This window comes from Cupriavidus sp. GW822-FHT06G04, from assembly GCF_058799075.1.
Map to the genome: position 1 here is coordinate 525,791 of NZ_JBXALD010000002.1, position 23,971 is coordinate 549,761.

Below are 23,971 nucleotides of genomic sequence, written 5' to 3' on the forward strand. Positions count from 1 at the left end.
ACCGGTGGGCACAGGCAGCATGTCGTCTCTGCGCAAACCGTTGATTTCCCAGATGCCGCACCGCAACCAGACCGCGCTCAACCGCCAACGGCTGGGCCTGCCCGAATCGGGCTGGCGCCAGCGCTGGTACACCATCATCTTCGAAGCCGACACACGTCAGGGCCGGCTGTTCGACGTGCTTTTGCTGATCGCCATCGTCGCCAGCGTGGGCGTGGTAATGCTCGACAGCATTCCATCAATCCACGCGCGGCTTGGCGGATTGTTCACCGTGCTCGAATGGCTCTTCACGCTGCTGTTCACGGCCGAGTACATCATGCGCCTGTCCGTGGTGAAACGGCCGCTGCGCTACGCGCTGAGCTTCTACGGCGTGATCGATTTCATTTCGATCATGCCGACGTGGGCGTCGTTCTTCGTGCCCGAACTTGCGTTCCTGATCGACGTGCGCCTGCTGCGTCTGATGCGTGTCTTTCGGATTCTCAAGCTGACGGTGTACTTCGAGGAAGCCGAGATCCTGGCGCGCGCACTGGCCAACAGCCGCCGCAAGATCTTCGTTTTCCTCGGCACGGTGTTCATCATCACCGTGATCCTCGGCACCGTGATGTACGTGGTGGAAGGCCCGCAGAACGGCTTCACCAGCATTCCGCACAGCATGTACTGGGCCATCGTGACGCTGACCACCACGGGCTTTGGCGACATCGTGCCCAAGACGCCGGTAGGCCAGTTCATCACGTCGCTGACGATCCTGCTGGGCTACGGAATCATCGCATTCCCGACCGGCATCGTCGGCGCGGAACTGGCCGCCAGCATCATCAAGCGGCCGCTGACCACGCGCTCGTGCGAACACTGCCTGACCGAGGGCCACGAGCCCGACGCGCATTACTGCAAGCATTGCGGCAGCGCGTTGCCGGACTATCACGTGGAGGCGATGCCCGACAACGCGCCCGGCCCCCGCACGCCGCCGAAAGACAACTGATACCAATACCGATAACCATACGTCCTCATGCAAGCCAACCTCGACGCCACACTCGCGAGTTTTCGCGATGCGATCCGCCAAGCCGGCGACAGCCGCACGCCGTTGCGCCTGCGCGGCGGCGGCAGCAAGGATTTCTATGGTCAGGCGCTGGCAGGCGACGTGCTCGACACGCGCGCCTATCGCGGGATCGTCGATTACGACCCGGCGGAGCTGGTGATCACGGCGCGCTGCGGCACGCCGCTGGCGGAGATCGAGGACACACTCGCAGCGCGACGTCAGATGCTGGCCTTCGAGCCGCCGCATTTCGCTGCGCGCGGACAGGCCAGTGCCGCCACGCTGGGCGGCGCGGTGGCGGCCGGCTTGTCCGGGCCGCGCCGCCAGTCGGTGGGCGCGTTGCGCGATTTCGTGCTGGGGGCGCAACTGATGGACGGCAAGGGCGAAATCCTAAATTTTGGCGGTCAGGTCATGAAGAACGTCGCCGGCTATGACGTATCGCGCCTGCTGGCCGGATCGCTCGGCACGCTCGGGCTGATCACCGAGGTGTCGCTCAAGGTGCTGCCGACACCGTTCGACGACGCCACGCTGCACTTTGCGATGTCGCAGGCCGATGCCATCGACCAGCTCAACAAATGGGGCGGCAAGCCGCTGCCGATCGCCGCCTCGGCGTGGCACGACGGCGCGCTGCACGTGCGGCTTTGCGGCGCCACGGCGGCCGTATGCGCGGCGCGCGATGCGCTGGGCGGGACGAACGTCGACGGCAGTCACGCACTTCAGTTGTGGTCGGCGCTGCGCGAACAGACACATCCGTTCTTCGCCCCGGCGCACGACGCCGCGCGCGCGCTGTGGCGCATCGCGGTGCCGCCCGTGACCAAGCCGCTCGATCTGCCGGGCGCGCAACTGGTGGAATGGGGCGGCGGCCAGCGCTGGTGGATCGCCCCGGACGACAGCGCCGCCAGCGCCGATCAGGTGCGTGCGATCGCCCAGGCCGCAGGCGGGCACGCCACGTTGTTCCGCAATGGCGACAAGTCGGTCGGCGTGTTCACGCCGCTCTCCGCACCGCTGGCCGCGATCCACAAGCGGCTGAAGGCCACTTTCGATCCTGCCGGCATCTTCAATCCGCAGCGCATGTACAGCGGGCTCTGAAACCTCGCCAATATAACGACCCCACCATGCAAACCACCCTGGCCGAATTCCTGCGTGACACGCCCGAAGGCGAAGAGGCAAAGTCGATCGTCGGCAACTGCGTGCACTGCGGCTTCTGCACCGCCACCTGCCCCACCTATCAGCTGCTCGGCGACGAGCTCGATGGTCCGCGCGGGCGCATCTATCTGATGAAACAGGTGCTGGAAGGCAATCCGGTGACCGAAAGCACGCGCCTGCATCTGGACCGCTGCCTGACCTGCCGCAACTGCGAATCGACCTGCCCGTCCGGCGTCAGCTATGGCCGGCTGGTCGACATCGGCCGGCAGATCGTCGACGACAGGCTGGCCGCGCAAGGCGTGCAGCGCCCCGCCGGACAGCGCTTCACGCGCTGGTTGCTGCGCGAAGGGCTGACGCGCCCCGCGCTGTTCGGTCCGGCGCTGAAGCTGGGCCAGGCCGTGCGCCCGCTGCTGCCGCAAACGCTGCGCAACAAGGTGCCCGCGCATCGGTCGCCAGAGGGCGTCTGGCCGCGCAACGAACATCCACGCAAGATGCTGCTGCTCGATGGCTGCGTGCAGCCGGCGATGTCGCCGAACATCAACGCCGCCACGGCGCGCGTGTTCGACCGGCTCGGCGTGCAGCTGGTGGTGGCGCGCGAGGCGGGCTGCTGCGGCGCGATCCGCTTCCATACCGGCGACCATGCGGGCGGGCTCGACAACATGCGGGCCAATATCGACGCGTGGTGGCCCCATATCGAAGCCGGCGCGCAGGCCATCGTCATGACGGCATCGGGCTGCGGCGCGATGGTGAAGGACTACGGCCATCTGTTGCGCAACGATCCAAAATACGCCGAACGCGCCGCGCGCATATCGGCGCTGACGCGCGACCTGTCCGAACTGCTGCCCGACTTCGCCGACGACCTGCAGCGGCTGGCCGGCGCGGTGCCGCGCGACGGCCGCCGCGTGGCGTGGCATCCGCCCTGCACGCTGCAGCACGGCCAGCAGATCCGCGGCAAGGTGGAGTCGCTGCTGACACGGCTGGGCGTGGACGTGCGCCTCTGCGCCGATAGCCACCTGTGCTGCGGATCGGCCGGAACGTATTCAGTGTTGCAGCCGGAATTGTCGTACCGCCTGCGCGACGACAAGCTCGACAAGCTGCAGGCCACGTCGCCCGATTCAATCGTGTCGGCCAACATCGGCTGCATCACGCATCTGCAGAGCGGCACGCAGACGCCGGTGATGCACTGGGTGGAACTGGTCGACCGGATGCTCGCGCCGGCGGTCGCCGCGCAGGCCGCCTGACCGCCTGACGACCCGAAGCGTCCGGTTGCACGCATCTTGTACGGGAGTACCATGTCGGCACATTTGCTCCCCAAGCTGCCCCCATGCTCCAGACGTTTGCCATCCTGCTGGTCTTCCAGACCGTGGGCGAGGTCATCAGCTATGCGTTGCACCTGCCCGTTCCCGGCCCCGTCATCGGCATGCTGCTGCTGTTCGGCTGGCTGGCCTTCGACAACCGGCTGTTGCCGGTGATCCAGGGCCCGGCCAGCGAACTGCTCAAGCACCTGTCGCTGCTGTTCGTGCCGGCCGGTGTCGGCATCATGGTGCACGCAAGCCGTATCGGCAGCGAATGGATGCCGATCGTGATTGCGCTGGTGATCTCCACCTGGGTGGCGATCGCCGTGACGGCGCTGGTCACGCGCGCGCTGATGCGCAAGCCGCCTGCCCAGACGCCCGCGCCCGCTAGTCCGGAGATGCAGCCATGATGTCACCGCGCCTGAACGAAATCTGGGTGTATCTGGCTGCCAGTCCGCTGATCGGGCTGACTGCCACGTTGCTCGCCTATGTGTTCGCGTTCCGCATCTATGAACGCGCAAAATTTTCGCCGCTGGCCAATCCCGTGATGATTTCGGTGGCAATCCTCGTCACCGTGCTGACGGTCACCGGCACGCCGTACAAGACGTATTTCGATGGCGCGCAGTTCGTGCACTTCCTGCTGGGGCCGGCCACGGTCGCGCTGGCGGTGCCGCTGTACATGCAACTGCCCAAGCTGCGCACCAACCTGCTGCCACTGCTGTGCGGCCTCGTGGCCGGTTCGCTGGCCGCCGTGGTGTCGGCGGTGGGAATCGCCTACGCGCTCGGCGCATCGCCGGAAGTGGTGCGCTCGCTCGCGCCGAAGTCGGTCACGATTCCGATCGCCATGGGCGTCTCCGACAAGATCGGCGGACTGCCTTCGCTGACTGCCGTGCTGGTCATGGCCACCGGGATCATCGGCGCGGTCAGTGCCACCTTCCTGCTGAACCTGCTGCGTATACGTGACTACACGGTGCGCGGCTTCGCCACCGGCGTCGCTGCGCACGGCATCGGCACCGCGCGCGCGTTCCAGGTCAGCCAGGAAGCCGGCGCTTTCTCGGCGCTGGGCATGGGGCTGAATGGCGTGCTCACGGCCATCATGGTTCCGGTCCTGGCGGCGTGGATGCCGCGCTGATACCCTGACAGGCTCCTGACACGACGCTGTCAGGAGCGCCCGCGCATCATCCGGTCTCCCAACATTGCGAAGAGGAGAGCCACCATGTCCAATCCGTCCAACGCGCTGGTCAACTGGCTGGAAATCCCGGTGACCGACATGCAGCGCGCGATGCGTTTCTACGAGTCGGTGTTCGAACATCCGCTGCGCCGCGAAACTATCGGCGAAGTCGACCTGGCCGTCTTCACGCATGCCGAATCGGCCGGCGCACTGGTGCAGGGCGAACAGTACCGGTCCAGCGCGTTCTATGGTCCGGTGCCGTATTTCAATGCACCGCAGCTGGACGACGTACTGGCGCGCGTAACTTACGCCGGCGGCCGCACGGTGCGCGGTCCGGTGCAGTTGCCGGACAACATGGGGCGCTTCGCCCATATCACCGACAGCGAAGGTAACCGGATCGGCCTGCACGAGCCGGCCGCGCACTGATCGCGCATCGGAAAACACAGGACGACATTGCCGATGAGCCGACGCGCCGACCGCCTCTTCCAGATCGTGCAGGTGCTGCGCGGACGTCGCCTGACCACGGCGTCACTGCTGGCGCAGCGGCTCGGCGTCTCCGAGCGCACGGTCTATCGCGATATCCAGGCGCTGTCGCTGTCGGGCGTGCCGGTGGAAGGCGAGGCCGGCATCGGCTATCGGCTTCGGCCCGACTACGATGTCCCGCCGCTGATGTTCACCGCGATGGAAGTGGAAGCGATGGTGGCGGGCCTACGCCTGCTCAAGGCCTGGGGCGGCGGCGCGCTGGCTGCCGCGGCCGATCCGTCGCTGGAAAAACTGATGGCAGCCCTGCCGCCGCCACGTCGCCTGGCCGCGCAGCAGAGCCGCATCTTTGCACCGGAATACGCCAACCACCCGGCCGTGCGCGAAGCGTTCGACATCGTACATACCGCGATTGGCGCGCAACGGCTGCTGCAAATCGACTACAGCGACGCGCAACAGCGCGACACGGTGCGCGTGGTGCAGCCGCTCGGCATGTTTTTCTGGGGCAACGTATGGCTGCTGGCCGCGTGGTGCACCGCGCGCGAAGACTATCGGAGCTTCCGGCTGGACCGCTGCCGAACGCTGACGATGCTCGACGAGCGTTTTCAGGAAACCTCCGAACGCTCGCTCAATGGTTTCCTGCGTGCGGTGCGGGCCGATTCACACGGCTGACGCGCGCCTGCTCTCTCAGGAACCGGGGTCGGTCAGCAGCGTTTCGATATCGCCGCGGATTTCCTCGGGCTTGGTGGTCGGCGCATAGCGCTTGTAGATGGTGCCGTCGCGGCGCAGCAGGAATTTCGTGAAATTCCACTTGATGGCCTGCGTGCCGAGCAGTCCGGGCTTTTCCGCCGTCAGCCAGCGGTACAGCGGATGCGCATTGGCGCCATTCACGTCGATCTTCTCGAACATCGGAAACGTGACATGGAAGCGCGATTCGCAGAATGCGCCGATCTCATCCGCATCGCCCGGCTCCTGCTTGCCAAACTGGTTGCACGGAAAGCCAAGCACGTCGAAACCGCGCGTCTGATACGCATCCTGCAGCGCCTGCAGGCCCGCATACTGCGGCGTGAAGCCGCATTCGCTGGCCGTATTGACGATCAGCAGCACCTTGCCGCGAAAGTCGGTCAGCGACACGGGCTGGCCCGACAGCGAATTGGCTTCGAACTGGTACACGTTGCTCATCGTCAGGCTCCTGGAATCTGTGGTCGGTAACAGGCAGCAAGCATAGCGCAAACCACATCGCGCGCTGGTGGCGGCGCGCCCCGCGTTGCGCGCCGGCTCAGGTCAGGTCGCGCCGCTTCAGATGACGTTCAGGTGCTCGGTGCCGGCGCCTAGATCGGTATCGCGGTGCCGCACGCTATGCAGCTTGATCATCAGGCGCAGATCGTTGAGCGAATCGGCATTCTTAAGCGCGTCCTCGTAGGTGATCTTTTCCGATTCATAGAGCTCGAACAGCGCCTGGTCGAACGAAATCATGCCCTGCTCGCGCGATTTCTTGATGACTTCCTTGAGCTCGTGGATCTCGCCCTTGAAAATCAGATCGGCCACCAGCGGCGTGCCGATCATGATTTCCACGGCCGGCACGCGGCCCTTGCGGCCAGCGCGCGGCAGCAGCCGCTGCGAAATCATTGCCTTCAGGTTCAGCGACAGATCGATCAGCAATTGCTGGCGCTTCTCCTCGGGAAAGAAGTTGACGATGCGATCGATCGCCTGGTTGGCGTTGTTCGCGTGCAGCGTGGCCAGGCAGAGGTGTCCGGTCTCCGCGTATTGCATCGCGTACTCCATGGTTTCGCGGTCGCGGATTTCGCCGATCAGGATCACGTCGGGCGCCTGGCGCAGCGTGTTCTTGAGCGCGACGTGCCAGGAATCGGTGTCGATGCCGACTTCGCGCTGCGTCACGATGCAGTTCTGATGCGCGTGGACGTATTCGATCGGATCTTCGATCGTGATGATGTGGCCGTACGAATGCGCGTTGCGGTGATCGAGCATCGCCGCGAGCGAGGTGGACTTGCCCGAGCCCGTCGCGCCGGTGACGATCACCAGACCGCGCTTTGACATCACGATCTCATGCAGCGAGCTGGGCAGATCGAGATCCTCGACGGACGGAATGCGCGTGTTGATGGTGCGCACCACCATGCCGGCGCGGCCCTGCTGGATGAACGCCGACACGCGGAAGCGTCCCGCATTGGGCGCGGTGATGGCGAAGTTGCATTCGCGCGTGTCGTCGAACTCCTTCACCTGGCGCTCATTCATGATCGAACGCACCAGGCCAAGCGCCTGCGTGGGATTGAGCGGCTGCTGCGAGACCGGCGTAATCTTGCCGTCGACCTTGATGGCCGGCGGAAATTCCGACGTGATGAACAGGTCTGAACCGCGGTTGTTCACCATCAGTTCGAGCAGGTCGTTGATGTACTTCGATGCGGACTCACGGTCGAGCATGATCGTTCCTTGTTTGCCTGACGCGGTTCCGCTAGCCCATGAAGGCGTCGGGGTTCTTGGCAATTGCCCGGGCATCGTTGAAGTTGATCACGCCGCGCTTGATCAGATCGCTCAGGCACTGATCGAGCGTCTGCATGCCAAGGCCGCTCGACGTCTGCATCATCGAATACATCTGCGCAATCTTGTTCTCGCGGATCAGATGCCGGATCGCGGGCGTGGCGATCATGATCTCGTGCGCGGCGGTGCGTCCGTTGCCGTCGCGCGTCTTGAGCAGCGTCTGCGAGATCACCGCTTCGAGCGATTCGGACAACATGGTGCGCACCATGTCCTTTTCTTCGGGCGGAAACACGTCGACCACACGGTCGATGGTCTTGGCCGCGGAACTGGTGTGCAGCGTGGCAAACACCAGGTGACCGGTTTCGGCCGCAGTCAGCGCGAGGCGGATCGTTTCAAGGTCGCGCAATTCGCCGACCAGCACCACGTCCGGATCCTCGCGCAACGCCGAGCGCAGCGCGTTGGCAAACGAATGCGTATGCGGGCCCAGCTCGCGCTGGTTGATCAGGCTTTTCTTCGAGGTGTGCACGAATTCGATTGGGTCTTCCACCGTGAGGATGTGGCCCATGTCGTTGTCGTTGCGATGGTCGACCATCGCCGCCAGCGTGGTGGACTTGCCCGAGCCTGTCGGGCCCGTCACCAGCACCAGCCCGCGCGGCTTCATGCACAGGTCGGCGAACACGGCCGGCGCGTGGAGGTCGTCCAGCGTCAGCACCTTGGAAGGAATCGTCCGGAACACCGCGGCCGCGCCGCGCTGCGTGGTGTACGCATTGACGCGAAAACGGGAGAGCCCGGAAATCTCGAATGAGAAATCGATTTCCAGCCGCTCTTCGTAACTCTTGCGCTGCACGTCGGTCATGATGTCGTACACCATGGCGTGCACGTCCTTGTGCGTCATGGCCGCGACGTTGATGCGCCGCATGTCCCCGTGGATACGCACCATCGGCGGCATGTCGGCCGACAGGTGAAGATCGGAGGCCTTGTTCTTGACCGCAAAGGCCAATAGCTGTGCGATGTCCATCTATAATGACCCCACCCTAAAAACCCGCTTATTGTTTTACTTCTTAGAATATGCTCGCCGGATTATGTCTGTAATCGCCGCCAACTTGCAAGCCGTGAAAAATGACATCGCGGCGGCTGCACAACAGGCCGGCAGGGCCGCTTCCGACGTCGCGCTGCTGGCAGTTTCCAAGACCGTTTCGGCAAGCCGCGTGCGCGAGGCATTCGATGCCGGACAGCACGCATTCGGCGAAAACTATGTCCAGGAAGGCATCGAGAAAATCGCCGCGCTGGAGGATTTGCGAAGCCGCATTCAATGGCATTTCATTGGGCCGCTGCAGAGCAACAAGACGCGCGCGGTAGCCGGGCATTTCGACTGGGTGCACGCGATCGACCGCCTGAAGATTGCCGAACGCCTGTCCGAGCAGCGCCCGGCCGGCATGGCGCCGCTGCAGGTCTGCATCCAGGTCAATATCAGCGGCGAGGCCAGCAAGAGCGGCGTCGCGCCTGAGGAAGTTCCCGCGCTGGCGCACGCCATGGCGGTGCTGCCGAATCTGCAACTGCGCGGACTGATGGCGATCCCCGCGCCGGCGTCCGATCCGATCGCGCAGCGTCAACCGTTTGCCGCCCTTCGCGCGTTGCTTGATCAACTACGCCAATCCGGGCTAAAGGTGGACACCCTGTCGATGGGGATGTCCGCCGACATGGGCGCGGCCATCGCCGAGGGCGCCACGCTGGTGCGCATCGGTACCGCGATCTTCGGTGCGCGGAGCTGATCGCTCCGTCAGGTCCGCACCACTTCTTCGCAACCCCACAAAGACAATAAAGCCGACGACACGTATCGCTTCGGCAAACCTGGAAACTTGATGCTCGATTCCCTCACCTTCGCCTTCCTTGGCGGCGGCAACATGGCCTCCGCGCTGATTGGCGGCCTGGTCGCCCGCGGCGTGCCTGCCGGCGCGATCCGCGTGGTCGATCCTTCCGAAGATGCGCGCCAGCGCCTGGCCCGCACCGGCGTTCACGCGCTGGCCGCACCGGACGCCGCTTTCGGCGCCAGCGATGTGATCGTGCTGGCCGTCAAGCCACAGCAGTTTCGCGACGCCATCGCCTCGCTGGCACCGCTGCTGACCGACAACCTGATCATCAGCGTGGCGGCCGGGATCCGTTTGCAGGACATGGCGCGCTGGGTTGGCCGTTCGCGGCTGGTGCGCGCCATGCCCAACACGCCGGCGCTGGCCGGCATGGGCATGACCGGCCTGGCCGCTGCGCCGGGATTGTCGGCCGCCGATCGCGATATCGCCACGGCCGTGGCGCAGGCGGTCGGCCAATGCGTCTGGGTTGAGAACGACGATCAGATCGACGCCGTGACGGCGATTTCCGGCAGCGGGCCGGCGTACGTGTTCTATTTCGTGGAAGCGATGGAGCGCGCGGCGACAGAAATGGGGCTCTCCGCGGAACAGGGTCGCCAACTGGCCGTCGAGACGTTCCGCGGTGCGGCGGCGCTGGCGGCGCAATCGCCGGAACCGGTGGCCACACTGCGCGAGCGCGTCACGTCGAAGGGCGGCACGACCTACGCCGCGTTGACCGCCATGGACGCCAGCGGCATCCAGGACGCCTTCGTCAAGGCCATGCACGCCGCCGCGGCCCGCGGCCGCGAAATGGGCGCCGAGTTCGGCAAGGACTGAGCGGCAAGAGCCGCGCAGCCATCGGGGGCTCACAATCCGCTGGGCTCACAAGCCCATAGAAAGAAATCGGGGCCGCGCATCCGCCGGCCCCGTTTTTTTATTGCAGCGCGTAGGCTGCAAGCGTCCCAACAAAGACGCAGGCGCCAAGCCAGTTGTTATGCCGGAACGCCGCGAAGCATTTCATCCGGTCGCGACCGCGGATCAGCGTGTAGTGATAGCCGGCCAGCACGGCGGCCGCGGCCAGGCCGGCAAAGTACGGCCAGCCGAGCCCCAGCAGCACGCCAGCCCACGCCATCAGGCCCAGAAACGCGGTGTAGCAGATCATGATCGCCGCCACATCGAAGCGTCCGAACGTGATAGCTGACGTCTTCATGCCGATCAGCAGGTCGTCGTCGCGGTCGACCATCGCGTAGGCGGTGTCGTAGGCCACCGCCCAGAACACGTTCGCCAGCAGCATCAGCCACGCCACGAACGGCACGTGGTCCTGGATGGCGGCGAACGCCATCGGAATCCCAAACCCGAAGGCAATGCCCAGATACGCCTGGGGAATGGCAAAGAAGCGCTTGAAAAACGGATAGGTGCCCGCCAGCACGGCGGCGGCCACAGCCAGCCATTTGGTCAGCCCGTTGAGCGGCAGGATCAATGCAAACGCGATCAGCGCCAGCACGGCGGCCAGCACAAGCGCTTCCCAGCTTGCGATCAAGCCGGCGGTCAGCGGGCGCTCGCGCGTGCGTTTGACATGCTTGTCGAAATCCCGGTCGGCCCAGTCGTTGATGGCGCAGCCTGCCGAGCGCATCAGGAAGGTGCCGGCGAAGAAGATCCAGAAGATCTGCCACGACGGCGGGCCTTCGGCGGCCATCCACAGCGCCCACAGCGTGGGCCACAGCAGCAGCAGCGTGCCGATCGGCTTGTCGATGCGAACCAGCCGCGCGTACAGCGCGAGGCGACCTGGATGTTGGGGGGCGGCGGAAGGATGGGACATGGCGCGAGCAGACTTCTAGGCAATTCCAGGCGATGCAAAGTAAAAACGCGCCGCTGCGTGATGAGCAGCGGCGCGTCGTGCCGGTTCAACCGGTGGCCGGCATGGCGCGAATCAGGCCAGCATCGAGCGCAGCATCCACGCGGTCTTTTCGTGCGTCTGCATGCGCTGGGTCAGCAGGTCAGCCGACGGCTCGTCGCCTGCGGCGTCGATCACGGGGAACAGCGAGCGCGCGGTGCGCACCACGGCTTCCTGGCCTTCCACGAGCTTGCGGATCATGTCCGTGGCTTCGGGCACGCCCTCTTCCTCGGCGATCGACGACAGCTTGGCGTATTCCTTGTACGTGCCCGGCGCCGGATAGCCCAGCGCACGAATGCGCTCGGCAATGGCGTCCACTGCCAGGGCCAGTTCGTTGTACTGCGTCTCGAACATCAGGTGCAAGGTATTGAACATCGGACCCGTGACGTTCCAGTGGAAGTTATGGGTCTTGAGATAGAGGGTGTACGTGTCGGCCAGCAGCTTGCACAGGCCTTCCGCAATCTTTTTGCGGTCCTTGTCCGAAATACCGATGTTCACGCTCATCTCATTTTTCTTTGCCATGGTCGTTCAGCTCCATTCTGGTCAAGCCACGAGGTTCGGCGCCCGCGGACCACGCGGGCGAGCAGTGCGCATTATCGCACTATGACTATGCCGCAAGGAAGGACAGCCCCCGCGCTGCGTCGACGAACATGACCATCGCGCCAAGCGCCACCACGGCCATGCCAATCTCTTTGCGGACCACCTTGCGGCGCAGCCGGGCGACGTCGTCGGGCGCGGTGCGATGGCCGGCGTCCGTCGCTGCGGCGCGAAGCTGCTGGAATTCGCTGACGAAAAGGTCGAGCATTGCCATGATGTTTCTCCACGTTTGTTGCGTGATCCGCGCGGGCTCCGCGAGGCACCGGATCCGATGGAGAAAGTCTATCGATCGGCTTTCTATAATTCAATTTAATTATTGAATTCAATTCGATAGCAAAAAACTATATTTACGAAGACCCGAGCGACCAACAAAAACGGCAGGACATGCCTGCCGTTCCGCTTGAACCGATACCCAACGCTGCCAATCAGGCCGCCACGGCCTCCGCGGCCGGCGTATCGCTGATCTTGCGGATGCCGGGCAGCTCGCATGCCGCGACCGCATTGGCCAGCGCGTCCATCGCGGGCAGCCGCGTAAAGCTCTTGCGCCACGCCAGCACCACGCGACGATCAGGCACCGGATCGGCAAACGGCACATACGCCAGCATATCGTTGCGCGGCTTGAGATCGGGCACCGAGGTGCGCGGCAGCACCGTGATGCCGACGCCGCTGGCGACCATGTGGCGAATGGTTTCCAGCGACGAGCCTTCGAAGGTCTTCTGGATGCCGTCTGCAGCCTGCGAGAAACGCGACAATTCCGGACACACGTTCAGCACGTGATCGCGGAAACAGTGGCCGCTGCCAAGCAGCAGCATGGTCTGCTGCTTCAGTTCGTCCGGATCGACCTTTGACTGCTGCGCCAGCCGATGGCCGCGCGGCACGGCCACCACGAATGGCTCGTCGTAAAGCGGACGCACCATCAGGCCCGAATCGGCAAACGGCTCGGCCATGATGGCGCAATCGATCTCGCCCTGCTTGAGCAGTTCGATCAGCTTGTTCGTGTAGTTTTCCTGCAGCATCAGCGGCATCTGCGGCACGGTCTCGATCATTCGCTTGACCAGTGCAGGCAGCAGGTACGGTCCGATCGTATAGATCACGCCCACGCGCAGCGGCCCCGCCAGGGGATCCTTGCCCTGCTTGGCAATTTCGCGGATGGCCATGGTCTGCTCCAGCACGCGCTGGGCCTGCGCCACGATCTGCTCGCCGATTGCCGTCACCGAAACCTCCGACGTGCCGCGCTCGAAAATCTGCACGGTCAGCTCGTCTTCCAGCTTCTTGATGGCGACCGACAGCGTCGGCTGCGAGACGAAGCATGCTTCGGCCGCCCGGCCGAAATGCCGCTCGCGCGCAACGGCGACGATGTACTTGAGTTCGGTGAGCGTCATGATCAATCAGGTTCGGTTAGGCGATAGATTTTAGCTTCGAATCCGGTGTCTGTCAGATCGGCCGAACAATGCAGTCTATCGATCACTTTTCTGACAGATCAGATGCCTCCGAAGCGCCCTTGCGCCCTCAGGCCTTGAGGAAATGCTCGCGGCCACCCAGCCAGCGCGAAAGATGCGCCTCGACCGCTTCGGGAAACCTTTCCAGCATCATTTCGGCGGCGGCCTGGGCGTAATCGACCAGCCAGGCGTCGGTTTCCAGATCGGCAAAGCGCAGCATGGCCTCGCCCGACTGGCGCGCGCCAAGAAACTCTCCGGGGCCCCGGATCTGCAAATCGCGCCGCGCAATTTCAAAGCCGTCGGTGGTTTCGCGCATCGTGGCCAGCCGTTCGCGCGCAGTCGGCGACAAGGGCGCCTGATACATCAGCAGGCAAACCGATTCCGCGCTGCCGCGCCCCACCCGCCCTCGCAACTGGTGCAACTGCGCCAGACCGAAGCGCTCGGCATGCTCGATCACCATTAGCGACGCGTTGGGCACATCGACGCCCACTTCGATCACCGTGGTCGCCACCAGCACCTGGAGCCGGTTGGCGCTGAAATCGTCCATCACCGCGGCCTTTTCGGCCGGCGGCAGGCGACCATGGACAAGTCCGACGCGCAGATCGGGCAGCGCGGCCACCAGCGTCTCATAGGTTTCCACCGCGGTCTGAAGCTGCAGCGCCTCGCTTTCCTCGATCAGCGGACACACCCAGTAAACCTGCCGACCATCGGCCGCAGCATGATGCACGCGCTCGATAACCTCATCGCGGCGCGCATCGTTGACCAGCCGCGTGACGATCGGCGTGCGCCCGGGCGGCAGTTCGTCGATCACCGATACGTCGAGATCGGCGTAATAGGTCATCGCCAGCGTGCGCGGGATCGGCGTCGCCGACATCATCAGCTGATGGGGCACCTTTTCGTCGACGGGCCGGTTCTGGTCGCCCTCGCCCGCCTTGCCGCGCAGCGCCAGCCGCTGCGCCACGCCAAAACGGTGCTGTTCGTCGACTACTGCAAGGCCCAGGTTGGCAAAGCGGACGCCGTCCTGGATCAGCGCGTGCGTGCCGATCACCAGCCTGGCCTCGCCCGATTCGGCGCGCGCGACGGCTTCCCGCTTGGCCTTGCTCTTCAGGCTGCCGGCCAGCCAGACCACCGGCACGCCAAGCGGCTCGAGCCACCCCGACAGCTTGCGAAAGTGCTGTTCGGCGAGGATTTCGGTCGGCGCCATCAGCGCGGCCTGGTAGCCGGCGTCGATCGCCTGGCAGGCGGCCAGCGCGGCGACGATGGTCTTGCCGCTGCCCACGTCGCCCTGCAGCAAACGGTGCATCGGATGCGGACGCGCCATGTCGGCCGCGATCTCTTCCACCACGCGCTGCTGCGCGCCGGTCAACTGGAATGGCAGCGCCGTCAGAAAACGGCTGAGCAGCCCATCGTCGCGACGCGGCATCGAAGGCGCGTTCTTTTCGCGCCGCGCGGCCTGCGAGCGTCGCAACGATATCTGCTGCGCCAATAGCTCGTCGAATTTGATGCGGACCCATGCCGGGTGCGACCGATCGGCCAGCGCGGCCTCGCTTTCCTGCGGCGGCGGGTTGTGCAGCAAGCGCAGGCAATCGATCAGCGGCGGCAGCTTCAGTTGCGCCAGCGGGCCGCGCAGGACCGCCTGCGGCAAGGTTTCAGGCAGGGCCGTGCGCAACATCGCGCCGCCAATCGCCTTGCGTAGATATGCCTGCGAGATCCCCGCAGTTGCCGGATATACCGGGGTCAAACGGTCCGGCAGCGGATCGTCGGGGGTGACGGTGCGAACCGTCGGATGGACCATTTCGGCGCCGAAGAACCCGCCGCGGATTTCGCCGCGCACGCGCAGGCGCGCGCCCTCGGCCATCTGCTTGGTCTGGCTGCCATAGAAATTGAGGAAACGCAGCGTCAATTCGTCGGTTTCGTCGGCGATCTTGACCACCAGTTGGCGGCGCGGCCGGAATGTGACCTCGTTCGAGACCACTTCGCCTTCGACCTGGGCCGCCAGGCCCATTCCGGCACGGCGCACGGCCTCCCGGATCGGTTCGAGCGTGGTTTCGTCCTCGTAGCGCAGCGGCAGATGCAGCACCAGGTCGACAGGCCGGCGCAGCCCAAGCTTGGCCAGCCGGGCGGCCGCCGAAGACGCGTTCGGCTTGCCGGCGTTGGCCGGCTTGTCCACGTTGTCCGCTTTTCCCGGTTTATCGGATTTGTCCGATTTCGACCCCGCCGGGCTGCCACCCGCGGCGGCACGGGTGCGCGTCGGCCTTTCCGGAGCGGCGGCGGATGGGTCGTTTGGGTCGGTGGCGGTGCCGGGCATCAGAGCGCGAATATGGACGGTAAACGAGGCCGACGGGCGAAGCCAGTCGCCCAAGCCTTACAATGTCGGATTCGCCGATTGTACCCACGCTATGCCGATGACTGCGGCGGCACTCCAGCCGGAATGCCGCCCAGCGTTGTTTTGTCTTGCTGCTGAACCATGCTGACCCTGTCCGATTTCGATTTTCCGCTGCCGCCCGAGCTGATTGCCCAGTCCGCCCTGCCCGACCGCAGCGCCAGCCGCCTGCTGGTGGTGGAACGGACCGCGCCGGAGGACACCGCCGACGCCGTGCGGCTGATCGACCGCGCATTCAGCGACATCCTCGACTATCTGACGCCGAACGATCTGCTGGTGTTCAACGACACCCGTGTGATCAAGGCGCGCTTCTTCGGCCAGAAGCCCAGCGGCGGCCGCGTGGAGGTGCTGGTCGAGCGCGTACTCGACAGCCATACCGTGCTGGCGCAGGTGCGCGCGTCGAAAACCCCGGCCGAAGGCAGCGCGCTGCATCTGGCCGACGACGCCTTTTCGGTCACGGTGGGCCCGCGCGTAGACCAGTTCTTCACGCTGCGCTTTCCGGAACCGGCGCTCGACCTGATCGAACGTTATGGCCGGCTGCCGCTGCCGCCGTACATCACGCACGATCCCGACGCCTACGACGAAACGCGCTATCAGACCGTCTACGCGCGCAACCCCGGCGCGGTGGCCGCGCCGACGGCCGGCCTGCACTTTGACGACGCGCTGTTCGCGCGGCTCGATATGGCCGGCATCCGCCGCGCCTTCCTGACCCTGCACGTAGGTGCCGGCACATTTCAGCCGGTTCGCACCGAGAATCTGGCCGAACACAAGATGCATTCGGAGTGGTTTGCCATCACGCCCGAACTGGCCGATGCGGTGCGCGAGACTCGCGCGCGGGGCGGCCGGGTCATTGCGGTCGGCACGACGTCGCTGCGGGCGCTGGAATCGGCCGCCGGCGAGGACGGCGTGTTGCGCGCCGGCCAGGGCGACACCGATATCTTCATCACGCCCGGCTACCGTTTCCGCGTGGTCGACGCACTTATTACAAACTTCCATCTGCCCAAGTCCACGCTGCTCATGCTGGTGTCCGCGCTGGCGGGCGTCGAAGCGATTCGCGCCGCCTACCGGCACGCCGTGGCCGAGCGCTATCGTTTCTTCAGCTATGGCGATGCCATGCTGCTGACCCGCCGCGACTGACTGGACCGAGAACACATCATGCTCAATTTCGAACTGCTGACCACCGATGGCAACGCGCGTCGCGGCCGCGTCACGCTCAACCACGGCGTTGTCGAAACGCCAGTCTTCATGCCGGTCGGCACCTATGGGTCGGTCAAGGCCATGTCGCCGCTCGAACTGAACGAGATCGGCGCGCAGATCATCCTCGGCAACACGTTCCACCTGTGGCTGCGCCCCGGGCTGGACGTGGTGCAGACGCACGGCGGCCTGCACAAGTTCATCGGCTGGGACAAGCCGATCCTGACCGATTCCGGTGGCTTTCAGGTGTTTTCGCTTGGCGAACTGCGCAAGATCACCGAAGAAGGCGTCACGTTCGCATCGCCGGTCAACGGCGACAAGCTGTTCCTGTCGCCCGAGATCTCGATGCAGATCCAGCGCACGCTCAATTCTGACATCGTGATGCAGTTCGACGAGTGCACGCCCTACGAGATCGACGGCCGGCCCGCCACGCACGACGAAGCGGCAAAGTCGATGCGCATGAGCCTGCGCTGGGCCAAGCGTTCGCGCGATGAATTCGACAGTCTTGCCAATCCGAATGCGTTGTTCGGCATCGTGCAAGGCGGCATGTTCGAGGATCTGCGCGACGAATCGCTGGCGGGGCTTTCCGAACTGGATTTCCACGGCTACGCGATCGGCGGGCTGTCGGTGGGCGAGCCCAAGGAAGACATGATGCGCGTGCTGGAACACGTCGGTCCGCGCCTGCCCGCGCACAAACCGCACTATCTGATGGGCGTGGGCACGCCGGAAGACCTGGTTGCCGGCGTCGCGCATGGCGTGGACATGTTCGATTGCGTGATGCCAACCCGCAACGCGCGCAACGGCTGGCTGTTCACGCGCTTTGGCGACGTCAAGATCCGCAACGCCGCGCACCGCAACGACGCGCGCCCGCTGGACGAACAATGCGGCTGCTACACCTGCCGCAATTTCTCGCGGGCCTACCTGCATCACCTGCATCGCGTGGGCGAAATCCTCGGCGCGCGCCTGAACACGATCCACAATCTCTATTACTACCTGGAACTGATGAGCGAGATGCGCGCCGCCATCGAGGCGCATCGCTTTGAGGCGTTCCGGCGCCAGTTTGCCGAGAACCGCGCCCGCGGCGCGCGCTAATGTGTTGAAGACCAGACAGGCACGCGAACTTTTTGCGGCCTGATGGTCGAATACCTGCCCCGCAGGCATCTGTCCGGCGCGTTTCGGCAACGTCCGCAAAGTACGCCAAACGCACCCCGAGCAAACCCGCAATCCGCCCTAGAATGCCAAGGCGGGACAACAACCGGGTGATAGAATGCCCGATTCCCTGATAGACCTTTGTGACGGAGAAGTAACGTGCTGATTTCCAACGCTTTTGCCCAGACTGCCGGTGCCGGCGGCGCGGCTGGTGGCCTTATGAGCTTCCTGCCGATCATCCTGATGTTCGCCGTGCTGTGGTTCATCATGATCCGCCCGCAGATGAAGCGCCAGAAGGAATCGAAAGCTATGCTGGAAGCGCTGGCCAAGAACGATGAAGTCGTCACCGCCGGCGGCATCCTGGGCCGTGTCACCAAGGTCAATGAGAACTATGTGACGCTGGAAGTGGCCGAAGGCACGGAAATCACCGTGCAGAAGAACGCCGTGACCACCGTGCTGCCGAAAGGCTCGCTGAAGTCGCTCTGACCGGGTCTTTCCTGCAAGCCTGACCCCGGCATGCGTCATGTGGCATCCGATGCCCCGCGACCATGCCCTGCGCAGCCGCCTGGACCAGCCCGCGGATCCTCCGGGATCCGATTCCGGGCGGCCAGGCGGCTGTTTGCCAACCGGTCCGGCCGATCCGGCGTGCATGTCGCACGACTATCGGCCATGCCAACCGCAATGACTGGCCAAAGATGAATCGTTACCCGCTTTGGAAATACATCGTGATCCTGGTGGCCCTGGCCATCGGCATCATCTATACCCTGCCGAATTTCTTCGGCGAGGCACCCGCCGTCCAGGTCTCGTCGGCCAAGGCCACGGTCAAGGTCGACCTCTCCATGCAAAAGCAAGTGGAGGAGATCCTGGCGCAGAACCAGTTGCAGCCGGACGGCATGTTCTACGACGTCGCCGGCCAATCGGGTTCGGTCAAGGCGCGCTTCCGCACCACGGACGAGCAGCTCCGGGCCAAGGACGTGCTGTCGCGTTCGCTCAATCCCGATGCCAGCGATCCCACCTACGTGGTGGCGCTGAACCTGCTCTCGGGCTCGCCGCGCTGGCTGACCGCGCTGCATGCGTTGCCGATGTATCTGGGTCTCGACTTGCGCGGCGGCGTGCATTTCCTGCTCCAGGTGGACATGAAAGGCGCCGTCGATAAAAAACTCGACAGCCTTTCCGGCGACGCCCGCACGCTGCTGCGTGACAAGAACATCCGTCATGCCGGCATCGACCGCGACGGCGACCGTCTGACCGTGCGCTTCAACAATGCCGACGACGCCAACCGCGCGCGCGCCTTGCTGGCCGACAACCTGCGCGAGCTGGCGTTTTCCGCGGACGGCAACAATATCGTCGGCGTGTTCACCGACGCCGCCCGCAAGGCGGTGCAGGACGCCGCGGTCAAGCAGAACATCACCACCCTGCATAACCGCGTGAACGAGCTCGGCGTGGCCGAGCCGGTTATCCAGCAGCAAGGCGCCGACCGTATCGTCGTGCAACTGCCGGGCGTGCAGGACACCGCCAAGGCCAAGGACATCATCGGCCGCACCGCCACGCTCGAAGCGCGGCTGGCCGATCCCGACGCGCCGCGCAATCCGCGTCCGGGCGACCCCGTGCCGTTTGGCGACGAACTGTTCACGCAAGGCAACGGCGCGCCGGTGATTCTGCGCAAGCAGGTGATCTTCACCGGCGACCGCATCGAAAGCGCGTCGGCCGGCTTCGACCAGAACCAGCGTCCGTCCGTGAACATCAAGCTCGACGCCCAGGGCGGCCGCGTGCTGCGCGACGTATCGCGCGAAAACATCGGCAAGCCGATGGGCATCGTGCTGTTCGAAAAGGGCAAGGGCGAAGTTCTGACCGTGGCGACGATCCAGTCCGAGCTCGGTTCCAGCTTCCAGATCACCGGCTCGTATTCGACCGAAGCCGCCAATGACCTGGCGCTGCTGCTGCGCGCGGGTTCGCTGGCCGCACCGATGGAAATCATCGAGGAACGCACGATCGGCCCGTCGCTCGGCGCGGACAACATCAAGAAGGGCTTCGACTCGGTGGCCTATGGCTTCGGCGCGATTGCGGTCTTCATGGTGCTGTACTACATGCTGTTCGGCGTGTTCTCGGTGCTGGCGCTCGGCATCAACCTGCTGTTGCTGGTTGCGGTGCTGTCGATGTTGCAAGCGACGCTGACGCTGCCGGGCATTGCCGCTATCGCGCTGGTGCTGGGCATGGCGATCGATGCGAACGTGCTGATCAATGAGCGGATCCGCGAAGAATTGCGGGCGGGCGCCTCGCCGCAGATGGCCATCGCTGTCGGCTTCGACCGCGCATGGGCCACGATCCTGGACTCCAACGTGACCACGCTGATCGCCGGCCTGGCTCTGCTGGCGTTCGGCTCCGGCCCGGTGCGCGGCTTTGCCGTGGTGCATTGCCTGGGCATTCTGACTTCGATGTTCTCGGCGGTGTTCTTCAATCGCGGCTTGGTCAACCTCTGGTACGGCCGCAAGAAGAAGCTGCAGAGCGTGGCGATCGGCCAGATCTGGAAGCCGGGCACCGACACTACGCCGGCGGTCAAGTAAGCCAGGACACATCAGGAATACATCATGGAATTTTTCCGCATCAAGCGCGACATTCCGTTCATGAAGCACGCGTTGGTCTTCAACGTGATCTCCTTCCTGACGTTTGCCGCCGCTGTCTTCTTCCTCTGGCACAAGGGCCTGCACCTGTCGATCGAGTTCACCGGCGGCACGGTGATGGAGGTCAACTACCAGCAGTCCGCCGACCTCGAAAAAATCCGCGGCCAGGTCAGCAAGCTCGGCTACTCCGACGTGCAGGTGCAAAACTTCGGCACCTCGCGCGACGTGATGATCCGCCTGCCCCTGCAGAAGGGTCCGGACGGCAAGCCGGTGACCTCGGCCCAGCAGAGCGAACAGGTGCTGGGCGCGCTGAGCGCCGCCGCGCCGGATGTGAAGCTGCAGCGCGTCGAGTTCGTCGGGCCGCAGGTTGGCAAGGAACTCGCCACGGACGGCCTGCTGGCATTGCTGTGTGTGGTCGCGGGCATCGTGATCTACCTGTCGTTCCGCTTCGAATGGAAGTTCGCGGTGGCCGGCATCATCGCGAACCTGCACGACGTGGTGATCATCCTGGGCTTCTTCGCGTTCTTCCAGTGGGAATTCTCGCTGTCAGTGCTGGCGGCCATTCTGGCGGTGCTCGGCTACTCCGTGAACGAATCGGTCGTGATCTTTGACCGGATCCGCGAGAATTTCCGCAAGTACCGCAAGATGTCCACGCACGAGATCATCGACAACGCGATCACGAGCACGATGTCGCGGACCATCATCACGCACGGTTCGACCGAAATGATGGTGCTGTCGATGTTCTTCTTCGGCGGTCCGACGCTGCATTACTTTGCGCTGGCGCTGACGGTGGGTATTCTGTTCGGTATCTATTCGTCGGTGTTCGTGGCCGCGGCGCTGGCGATGTGGCTGGGCGTGAAGCGCGAAGACCTGGTGAAGGGCGAGAAGAAAGGCGGCGACGTCACTGATCGCAACGATCCGAACTACGGCGCGCAGGCCTGACGGCCCGCAGCACCTGACACACGCGAAAGGCGCCTACGGGCGCCTTTTTTGTGGCCGTCATTGCCGTCCGATGCGCGGCGGCATCGGCAAAGGCAAGAAAAAACCCCGCCGCGGCGGGGTCTGGACATCGTGCTGAAGGGAGCGGTGACGACGCGGTGTCGGCGTCTCTCAAGCCTCGACCAGTTGTTCGATCCATACGGCCAGGCGGTCTGATGCGAACGATTCGGTGCGCGGGCCGGGGCGGGCAGTGATCGATTCGCCCTCGCGCGCAAGCTGCAGCGCGCCGCCGGCCTCATCGAGCCACAACAGGACAGCCAGCCAGGCGGCATGATCGGCGGAAACCGCCTCGCCAACCGGCTTCGACACGAACTCGTTCAACGCGCTCAGCGAAGTCCAGGTGATAGCGTCAGCGTCGCGGCGCACCGACGCACCGAGCGCCTCGGCAAGCACCGCGGCCACGTCCGCGGCGCTTCGGCCCGACGCACGCAACTGCGCCAGCTTGCTGCCCACCGCATGGCCGAATGATCCGCTGCGCTGGCTTTCCGCGCCGACCAGATCGGCGTAGTCCAGGCGCTGCCAATCGGGCTCCGCGTTCTGCGCGCCGGACAGCTTTGCGCCCGACAGATAGGTCTCCACCGGCTGGAAGCGGCCCGGGCCGATCAGGCTCGCGCACAGCGCATGCACCATGCCCACGCGCGTGGCCACGGTCTGCGTCTGCAACACCATCAGCTTTTCGCGCACCAGTTGGTCGCGCTCCCTGCGCAGGCCGGACAGCTCCAGCGCCTGCTTCAGTTCCATGCGCAGCGCGGTGATGTCCCACGGCTTCTTGATATAGCGATGGATCTGGCCCTGGTTGACCGCTTCGACGGTCTGGTCGAGTTCCGAGTAGGCCGTGGTCAGGATCCGCACGATATGCGGATAGCGCTCGCGCGCATATCGCAGCAGTTCGTTGCCGTATTCGCCCGGCATACGCTGGTCCGATACCAGCACGGCCAGGCTGTCGGCGTGCGCATCGAGCAGGGCCTTGCCTTCCTCGACAGACTGGCCGGTCACCACTGGCGCCAGCTGGCCAATGGCGCGCTGGAAATATTTGACGGCAGTTGCCTCGTCATCGACGAACAGAATCGCCGGGGGTGCCTGCGTAGTATTCAGTTCGCTCATCGATCACTCCTGTGCATACGATTCTTGAAATTGGGGAAATCGAGGGTAACGGTCGTTCCGGCGCCGGGCGCCGAAGCGATCCGGATGCCGCCGCCGAACGACTGCATCACGCGGTTGCAAAAAATCATGCCCATGCCGTTTCCGCCGGCCGATGCATGGGTGGTGACGGGATCCACCAGCAGCCGGTCCATGACCTCGGGCGGAATGCCGGGACCGTTGTCGGCAATGCGTATTTCGGGACGTTCGCCGGCGGCCACGACAAAACGCAGCGATGGGTCCGCCGTACCGCCCAGCGCCCGCAGCGCATTGCTCATCACGGATGACAGCACCAATGCGACGCAGTTGGGCAGCACCGGAACCACAAAATCGCCTTTCAGCTCGACCTGTACCCAGCTACGTTGGTTATCGGCAAATGGATAGCTATCGAGCAGGGATGCCACCAGCGCGCCGGCGCTGACTTCGTTGCCGGCGCCCGGGCGTGGCGCCGCGCCGCCCGCGCTGCTTCGCACCGACTGGAGAAACGACGACAGCACGGCCAGGCAATATTGCGCGTTGTCGTGCATGGCGGCCGCGGCCTGGCCGATCTCCGCGTTGCGCAACGGCGTCACCTCGGTGGCCACGCGCGACTGGATGCCATGCGCGAAGTTGGCGATGGCCGCCAGCGGCGTGTTCAGTTCGTGCGCAAGAAACGCCAGCGTTTCGTCGATCGCCATCAGCCGTTGCTGGCGCATCGTGCGCTCGCGATAGCGTTCGCCGGCCAGGCGCAATACCTCGCGCACGTCGGCCACGGCAATCGGCTTTTCGAGAATGCGAAACACCTCGCCGGTGTTCACGGTCTCCAGCAGCATGTCCTTGTCCGCATAGGCCGTGACCAGGATGCGCACGATATGCGGATAGTCGAGCGCCACCTGGCGTAACAGGTCGCCGCCGTCCCGTCCGGGCATGCGGAAATCGGTGACCAGCACCGAAATTTTCGCGTGGTTTGCGCGCAGGATGCCGACGGCTTCCTCGGCGCCGCTGGCCAACAGGACCTCGTACTCGCTGCCGACAGCGCGCGCGAAATACTTGCACGCCATTTCCTCGTCATCGACGTAGAGAACCGTGGGGCGCACCTGCGCGATAGCGGTCATCA

General features: G+C 64.7%; 24 protein-coding genes. 14 read left to right on the forward strand and 10 right to left on the reverse strand.

The window, feature by feature from the left end; translation table 11 throughout:
- Nucleotides 1–52: 52 nt before the first annotated feature.
- From AC1RKI_RS06425 to AC1RKI_RS06455, 7 genes are all read left to right on the forward strand, one after another.
- On the forward strand, nt 53–973 hold the full coding sequence (locus tag AC1RKI_RS06425; RefSeq protein ID WP_150979674.1) for an ion transporter: 921 nt from the start codon (nt 53–55) through the stop codon (nt 971–973).
- A gap of 27 nt (nt 974–1,000) precedes the next feature.
- Nucleotides 1,001–2,116: a glycolate oxidase subunit GlcE gene (gene glcE / locus AC1RKI_RS06430; RefSeq protein WP_492794451.1), complete on the forward strand. Its 1,116-nt coding sequence runs from the start codon at nt 1,001–1,003 to the stop codon at nt 2,114–2,116.
- A 26-nt stretch (nt 2,117–2,142) separates the two neighbouring features.
- Nucleotides 2,143–3,414, forward strand: a complete 1,272-nt coding sequence (gene glcF / locus AC1RKI_RS06435) for a glycolate oxidase subunit GlcF (RefSeq protein ID WP_244786069.1) — start codon at nt 2,143–2,145, stop codon at nt 3,412–3,414.
- A gap of 83 nt (nt 3,415–3,497) precedes the next feature.
- On the forward strand, nt 3,498–3,878 hold the full coding sequence (locus AC1RKI_RS06440; RefSeq protein WP_227458958.1) for a CidA/LrgA family protein: 381 nt from the start codon (nt 3,498–3,500) through the stop codon (nt 3,876–3,878).
- A complete protein-coding gene (locus tag AC1RKI_RS06445) occupies nt 3,875–4,600 on the forward strand; it encodes an LrgB family protein (RefSeq protein ID WP_061960250.1) in 726 nt (241 codons plus the stop codon). The genes AC1RKI_RS06440 and AC1RKI_RS06445 overlap by 4 nt, the downstream gene beginning before the upstream one ends.
- An 84-nt stretch (nt 4,601–4,684) precedes the next feature.
- On the forward strand, nt 4,685–5,065 hold the full coding sequence (locus AC1RKI_RS06450; protein ID WP_061960251.1) for a VOC family protein: 381 nt from the start codon (nt 4,685–4,687) through the stop codon (nt 5,063–5,065).
- 33 nt (nt 5,066–5,098) lie between these two features.
- On the forward strand, nt 5,099–5,791 hold the full coding sequence (locus tag AC1RKI_RS06455; protein WP_492794448.1) for a helix-turn-helix transcriptional regulator: 693 nt from the start codon (nt 5,099–5,101) through the stop codon (nt 5,789–5,791).
- A 15-nt stretch (nt 5,792–5,806) separates the two neighbouring features.
- On the opposite strand, the gene AC1RKI_RS06460 is transcribed toward AC1RKI_RS06455, so the two are convergent.
- The 3 genes from AC1RKI_RS06460 to AC1RKI_RS06470 all read right to left on the reverse strand — a co-directional run bounded on the left by AC1RKI_RS06460 (nt 5,807) and on the right by AC1RKI_RS06470 (nt 8,633).
- On the reverse strand, nt 5,807–6,301 hold the full coding sequence (locus AC1RKI_RS06460; RefSeq protein ID WP_061955523.1) for a glutathione peroxidase: 495 nt from the start codon (nt 6,299–6,301) through the stop codon (nt 5,807–5,809).
- Between the two features lie 117 nt (nt 6,302–6,418).
- Nucleotides 6,419–7,558, reverse strand: coding sequence for a PilT/PilU family type 4a pilus ATPase (locus tag AC1RKI_RS06465; RefSeq protein WP_061955521.1), 1,140 nt, complete (start codon nt 7,556–7,558; stop codon nt 6,419–6,421).
- 31 nt (nt 7,559–7,589) lie between these two features.
- Entirely contained in the window at nt 7,590–8,633 is a 1,044-nt protein-coding gene (locus AC1RKI_RS06470; protein ID WP_061955519.1) for a type IV pilus twitching motility protein PilT, read from the reverse strand.
- A gap of 64 nt (nt 8,634–8,697) precedes the next feature.
- Here AC1RKI_RS06470 and AC1RKI_RS06475 point away from each other — a divergent pair, with 64 nt between their 5' ends.
- Both AC1RKI_RS06475 and proC read left to right on the forward strand, forming a co-directional pair.
- Nucleotides 8,698–9,387, forward strand: coding sequence for a YggS family pyridoxal phosphate-dependent enzyme (locus AC1RKI_RS06475; RefSeq protein WP_244787718.1), 690 nt, complete (start codon nt 8,698–8,700; stop codon nt 9,385–9,387).
- A 90-nt stretch (nt 9,388–9,477) separates the two neighbouring features.
- Complete coding sequence (proC, locus tag AC1RKI_RS06480) at nt 9,478–10,296, forward strand: pyrroline-5-carboxylate reductase (RefSeq protein ID WP_061955514.1); 819 nt, start codon at nt 9,478–9,480, stop codon at nt 10,294–10,296.
- A 97-nt stretch (nt 10,297–10,393) separates the two neighbouring features.
- Here proC and ubiA read toward each other — a convergent pair whose 3' ends face one another.
- From ubiA to recG, 5 genes are all read right to left on the reverse strand, one after another.
- Nucleotides 10,394–11,278, reverse strand: coding sequence for a 4-hydroxybenzoate octaprenyltransferase (gene ubiA, locus AC1RKI_RS06485; RefSeq protein ID WP_490714823.1), 885 nt, complete (start codon nt 11,276–11,278; stop codon nt 10,394–10,396).
- 111 nt (nt 11,279–11,389) lie between these two features.
- Entirely contained in the window at nt 11,390–11,875 is a 486-nt protein-coding gene (locus tag AC1RKI_RS06490) for a Dps family protein (protein WP_061955510.1), read from the reverse strand.
- Nucleotides 11,876–11,960: 85 nt separating this feature from the next.
- Entirely contained in the window at nt 11,961–12,164 is a 204-nt protein-coding gene (locus tag AC1RKI_RS06495) for a hypothetical protein (RefSeq protein WP_061955508.1), read from the reverse strand.
- A gap of 211 nt (nt 12,165–12,375) precedes the next feature.
- Nucleotides 12,376–13,332 (reverse strand): LysR substrate-binding domain-containing protein, encoded by a 957-nt coding sequence (locus AC1RKI_RS06500; protein WP_061955506.1) that lies wholly within the window; start codon nt 13,330–13,332, stop codon nt 12,376–12,378.
- 127 nt (nt 13,333–13,459) lie between these two features.
- Nucleotides 13,460–15,697 (reverse strand): ATP-dependent DNA helicase RecG, encoded by a 2,238-nt coding sequence (gene recG / locus AC1RKI_RS06505; RefSeq protein ID WP_492794443.1) that lies wholly within the window; start codon nt 15,695–15,697, stop codon nt 13,460–13,462.
- Nucleotides 15,698–15,856: 159 nt separating this feature from the next.
- Between recG and queA the strand changes: the two genes are divergently transcribed.
- From queA to secF, 5 genes are all read left to right on the forward strand, one after another.
- A complete protein-coding gene (gene queA / locus AC1RKI_RS06510; RefSeq protein ID WP_150979570.1) occupies nt 15,857–16,909 on the forward strand; it encodes a tRNA preQ1(34) S-adenosylmethionine ribosyltransferase-isomerase QueA in 1,053 nt (350 codons plus the stop codon).
- 18 nt (nt 16,910–16,927) lie between these two features.
- Nucleotides 16,928–18,058 carry a tRNA guanosine(34) transglycosylase Tgt gene (tgt, locus tag AC1RKI_RS06515; RefSeq protein WP_150979569.1) on the forward strand — a complete coding sequence of 377 codons (1,131 nt, stop codon included), beginning with the start codon at nt 16,928–16,930 and terminating at the stop codon, nt 18,056–18,058.
- A 216-nt stretch (nt 18,059–18,274) separates the two neighbouring features.
- Nucleotides 18,275–18,601, forward strand: coding sequence for a preprotein translocase subunit YajC (gene yajC / locus AC1RKI_RS06520; RefSeq protein WP_061955498.1), 327 nt, complete (start codon nt 18,275–18,277; stop codon nt 18,599–18,601).
- 209 nt (nt 18,602–18,810) lie between these two features.
- Nucleotides 18,811–20,679: a protein translocase subunit SecD gene (secD, locus tag AC1RKI_RS06525; RefSeq protein ID WP_061955496.1), complete on the forward strand. Its 1,869-nt coding sequence runs from the start codon at nt 18,811–18,813 to the stop codon at nt 20,677–20,679.
- Between the two features lie 24 nt (nt 20,680–20,703).
- Nucleotides 20,704–21,678 (forward strand): protein translocase subunit SecF, encoded by a 975-nt coding sequence (secF, locus tag AC1RKI_RS06530; protein WP_061955494.1) that lies wholly within the window; start codon nt 20,704–20,706, stop codon nt 21,676–21,678.
- Nucleotides 21,679–21,846: 168 nt separating this feature from the next.
- Here secF and AC1RKI_RS06535 read toward each other — a convergent pair whose 3' ends face one another.
- Both AC1RKI_RS06535 and AC1RKI_RS06540 read right to left on the reverse strand, forming a co-directional pair.
- On the reverse strand, nt 21,847–22,839 hold the full coding sequence (locus AC1RKI_RS06535) for a response regulator (RefSeq protein ID WP_061955492.1): 993 nt from the start codon (nt 22,837–22,839) through the stop codon (nt 21,847–21,849).
- Nucleotides 22,836–23,969 (reverse strand): hybrid sensor histidine kinase/response regulator, encoded by a 1,134-nt coding sequence (locus tag AC1RKI_RS06540; protein WP_061955490.1) that lies wholly within the window; start codon nt 23,967–23,969, stop codon nt 22,836–22,838. The genes AC1RKI_RS06535 and AC1RKI_RS06540 overlap by 4 nt, the downstream gene beginning before the upstream one ends.
- Nucleotides 23,970–23,971 lie beyond the last annotated feature (2 nt).

Bases quoted from the DNA above. Each gene is read 5' to 3' on its own strand.
- tgt (WP_150979569.1), top strand. From the start codon at position 16,928: ATGCTCAATTTCGAACTGCTGACCACCGATGGCAACGCGCGTCGCGGC.
- ubiA (WP_490714823.1), bottom strand. From the start codon at position 11,278: ATGTCCCATCCTTCCGCCGCCCCCCAACATCCAGGTCGCCTCGCGCTG.
- AC1RKI_RS06455 (WP_492794448.1), top strand. From the start codon at position 5,099: ATGAGCCGACGCGCCGACCGCCTCTTCCAGATCGTGCAGGTGCTGCGC.
- glcE (WP_492794451.1), top strand. From the start codon at position 1,001: ATGCAAGCCAACCTCGACGCCACACTCGCGAGTTTTCGCGATGCGATC.
- AC1RKI_RS06460 (WP_061955523.1), bottom strand. From the start codon at position 6,301: ATGAGCAACGTGTACCAGTTCGAAGCCAATTCGCTGTCGGGCCAGCCC.
- AC1RKI_RS06440 (WP_227458958.1), top strand. From the start codon at position 3,498: ATGCTCCAGACGTTTGCCATCCTGCTGGTCTTCCAGACCGTGGGCGAG.
- AC1RKI_RS06445 (WP_061960250.1), top strand. From the start codon at position 3,875: ATGATGTCACCGCGCCTGAACGAAATCTGGGTGTATCTGGCTGCCAGT.
- secD (WP_061955496.1), top strand. From the start codon at position 18,811: ATGAATCGTTACCCGCTTTGGAAATACATCGTGATCCTGGTGGCCCTG.
- recG (WP_492794443.1), bottom strand. From the start codon at position 15,697: ATGCCCGGCACCGCCACCGACCCAAACGACCCATCCGCCGCCGCTCCG.
- AC1RKI_RS06490 (WP_061955510.1), bottom strand. From the start codon at position 11,875: ATGGCAAAGAAAAATGAGATGAGCGTGAACATCGGTATTTCGGACAAG.
- AC1RKI_RS06450 (WP_061960251.1), top strand. From the start codon at position 4,685: ATGTCCAATCCGTCCAACGCGCTGGTCAACTGGCTGGAAATCCCGGTG.
- proC (WP_061955514.1), top strand. From the start codon at position 9,478: ATGCTCGATTCCCTCACCTTCGCCTTCCTTGGCGGCGGCAACATGGCC.
- secF (WP_061955494.1), top strand. From the start codon at position 20,704: ATGGAATTTTTCCGCATCAAGCGCGACATTCCGTTCATGAAGCACGCG.
- AC1RKI_RS06535 (WP_061955492.1), bottom strand. From the start codon at position 22,839: ATGAGCGAACTGAATACTACGCAGGCACCCCCGGCGATTCTGTTCGTC.
- AC1RKI_RS06500 (WP_061955506.1), bottom strand. From the start codon at position 13,332: ATGACGCTCACCGAACTCAAGTACATCGTCGCCGTTGCGCGCGAGCGG.
- AC1RKI_RS06495 (WP_061955508.1), bottom strand. From the start codon at position 12,164: ATGGCAATGCTCGACCTTTTCGTCAGCGAATTCCAGCAGCTTCGCGCC.
- AC1RKI_RS06540 (WP_061955490.1), bottom strand. From the start codon at position 23,969: ATGACCGCTATCGCGCAGGTGCGCCCCACGGTTCTCTACGTCGATGAC.
- AC1RKI_RS06470 (WP_061955519.1), bottom strand. From the start codon at position 8,633: ATGGACATCGCACAGCTATTGGCCTTTGCGGTCAAGAACAAGGCCTCC.
- queA (WP_150979570.1), top strand. From the start codon at position 15,857: ATGCTGACCCTGTCCGATTTCGATTTTCCGCTGCCGCCCGAGCTGATT.
- AC1RKI_RS06425 (WP_150979674.1), top strand. From the start codon at position 53: ATGCCGCACCGCAACCAGACCGCGCTCAACCGCCAACGGCTGGGCCTG.
- AC1RKI_RS06465 (WP_061955521.1), bottom strand. From the start codon at position 7,558: ATGCTCGACCGTGAGTCCGCATCGAAGTACATCAACGACCTGCTCGAA.
- glcF (WP_244786069.1), top strand. From the start codon at position 2,143: ATGCAAACCACCCTGGCCGAATTCCTGCGTGACACGCCCGAAGGCGAA.
- AC1RKI_RS06475 (WP_244787718.1), top strand. From the start codon at position 8,698: ATGTCTGTAATCGCCGCCAACTTGCAAGCCGTGAAAAATGACATCGCG.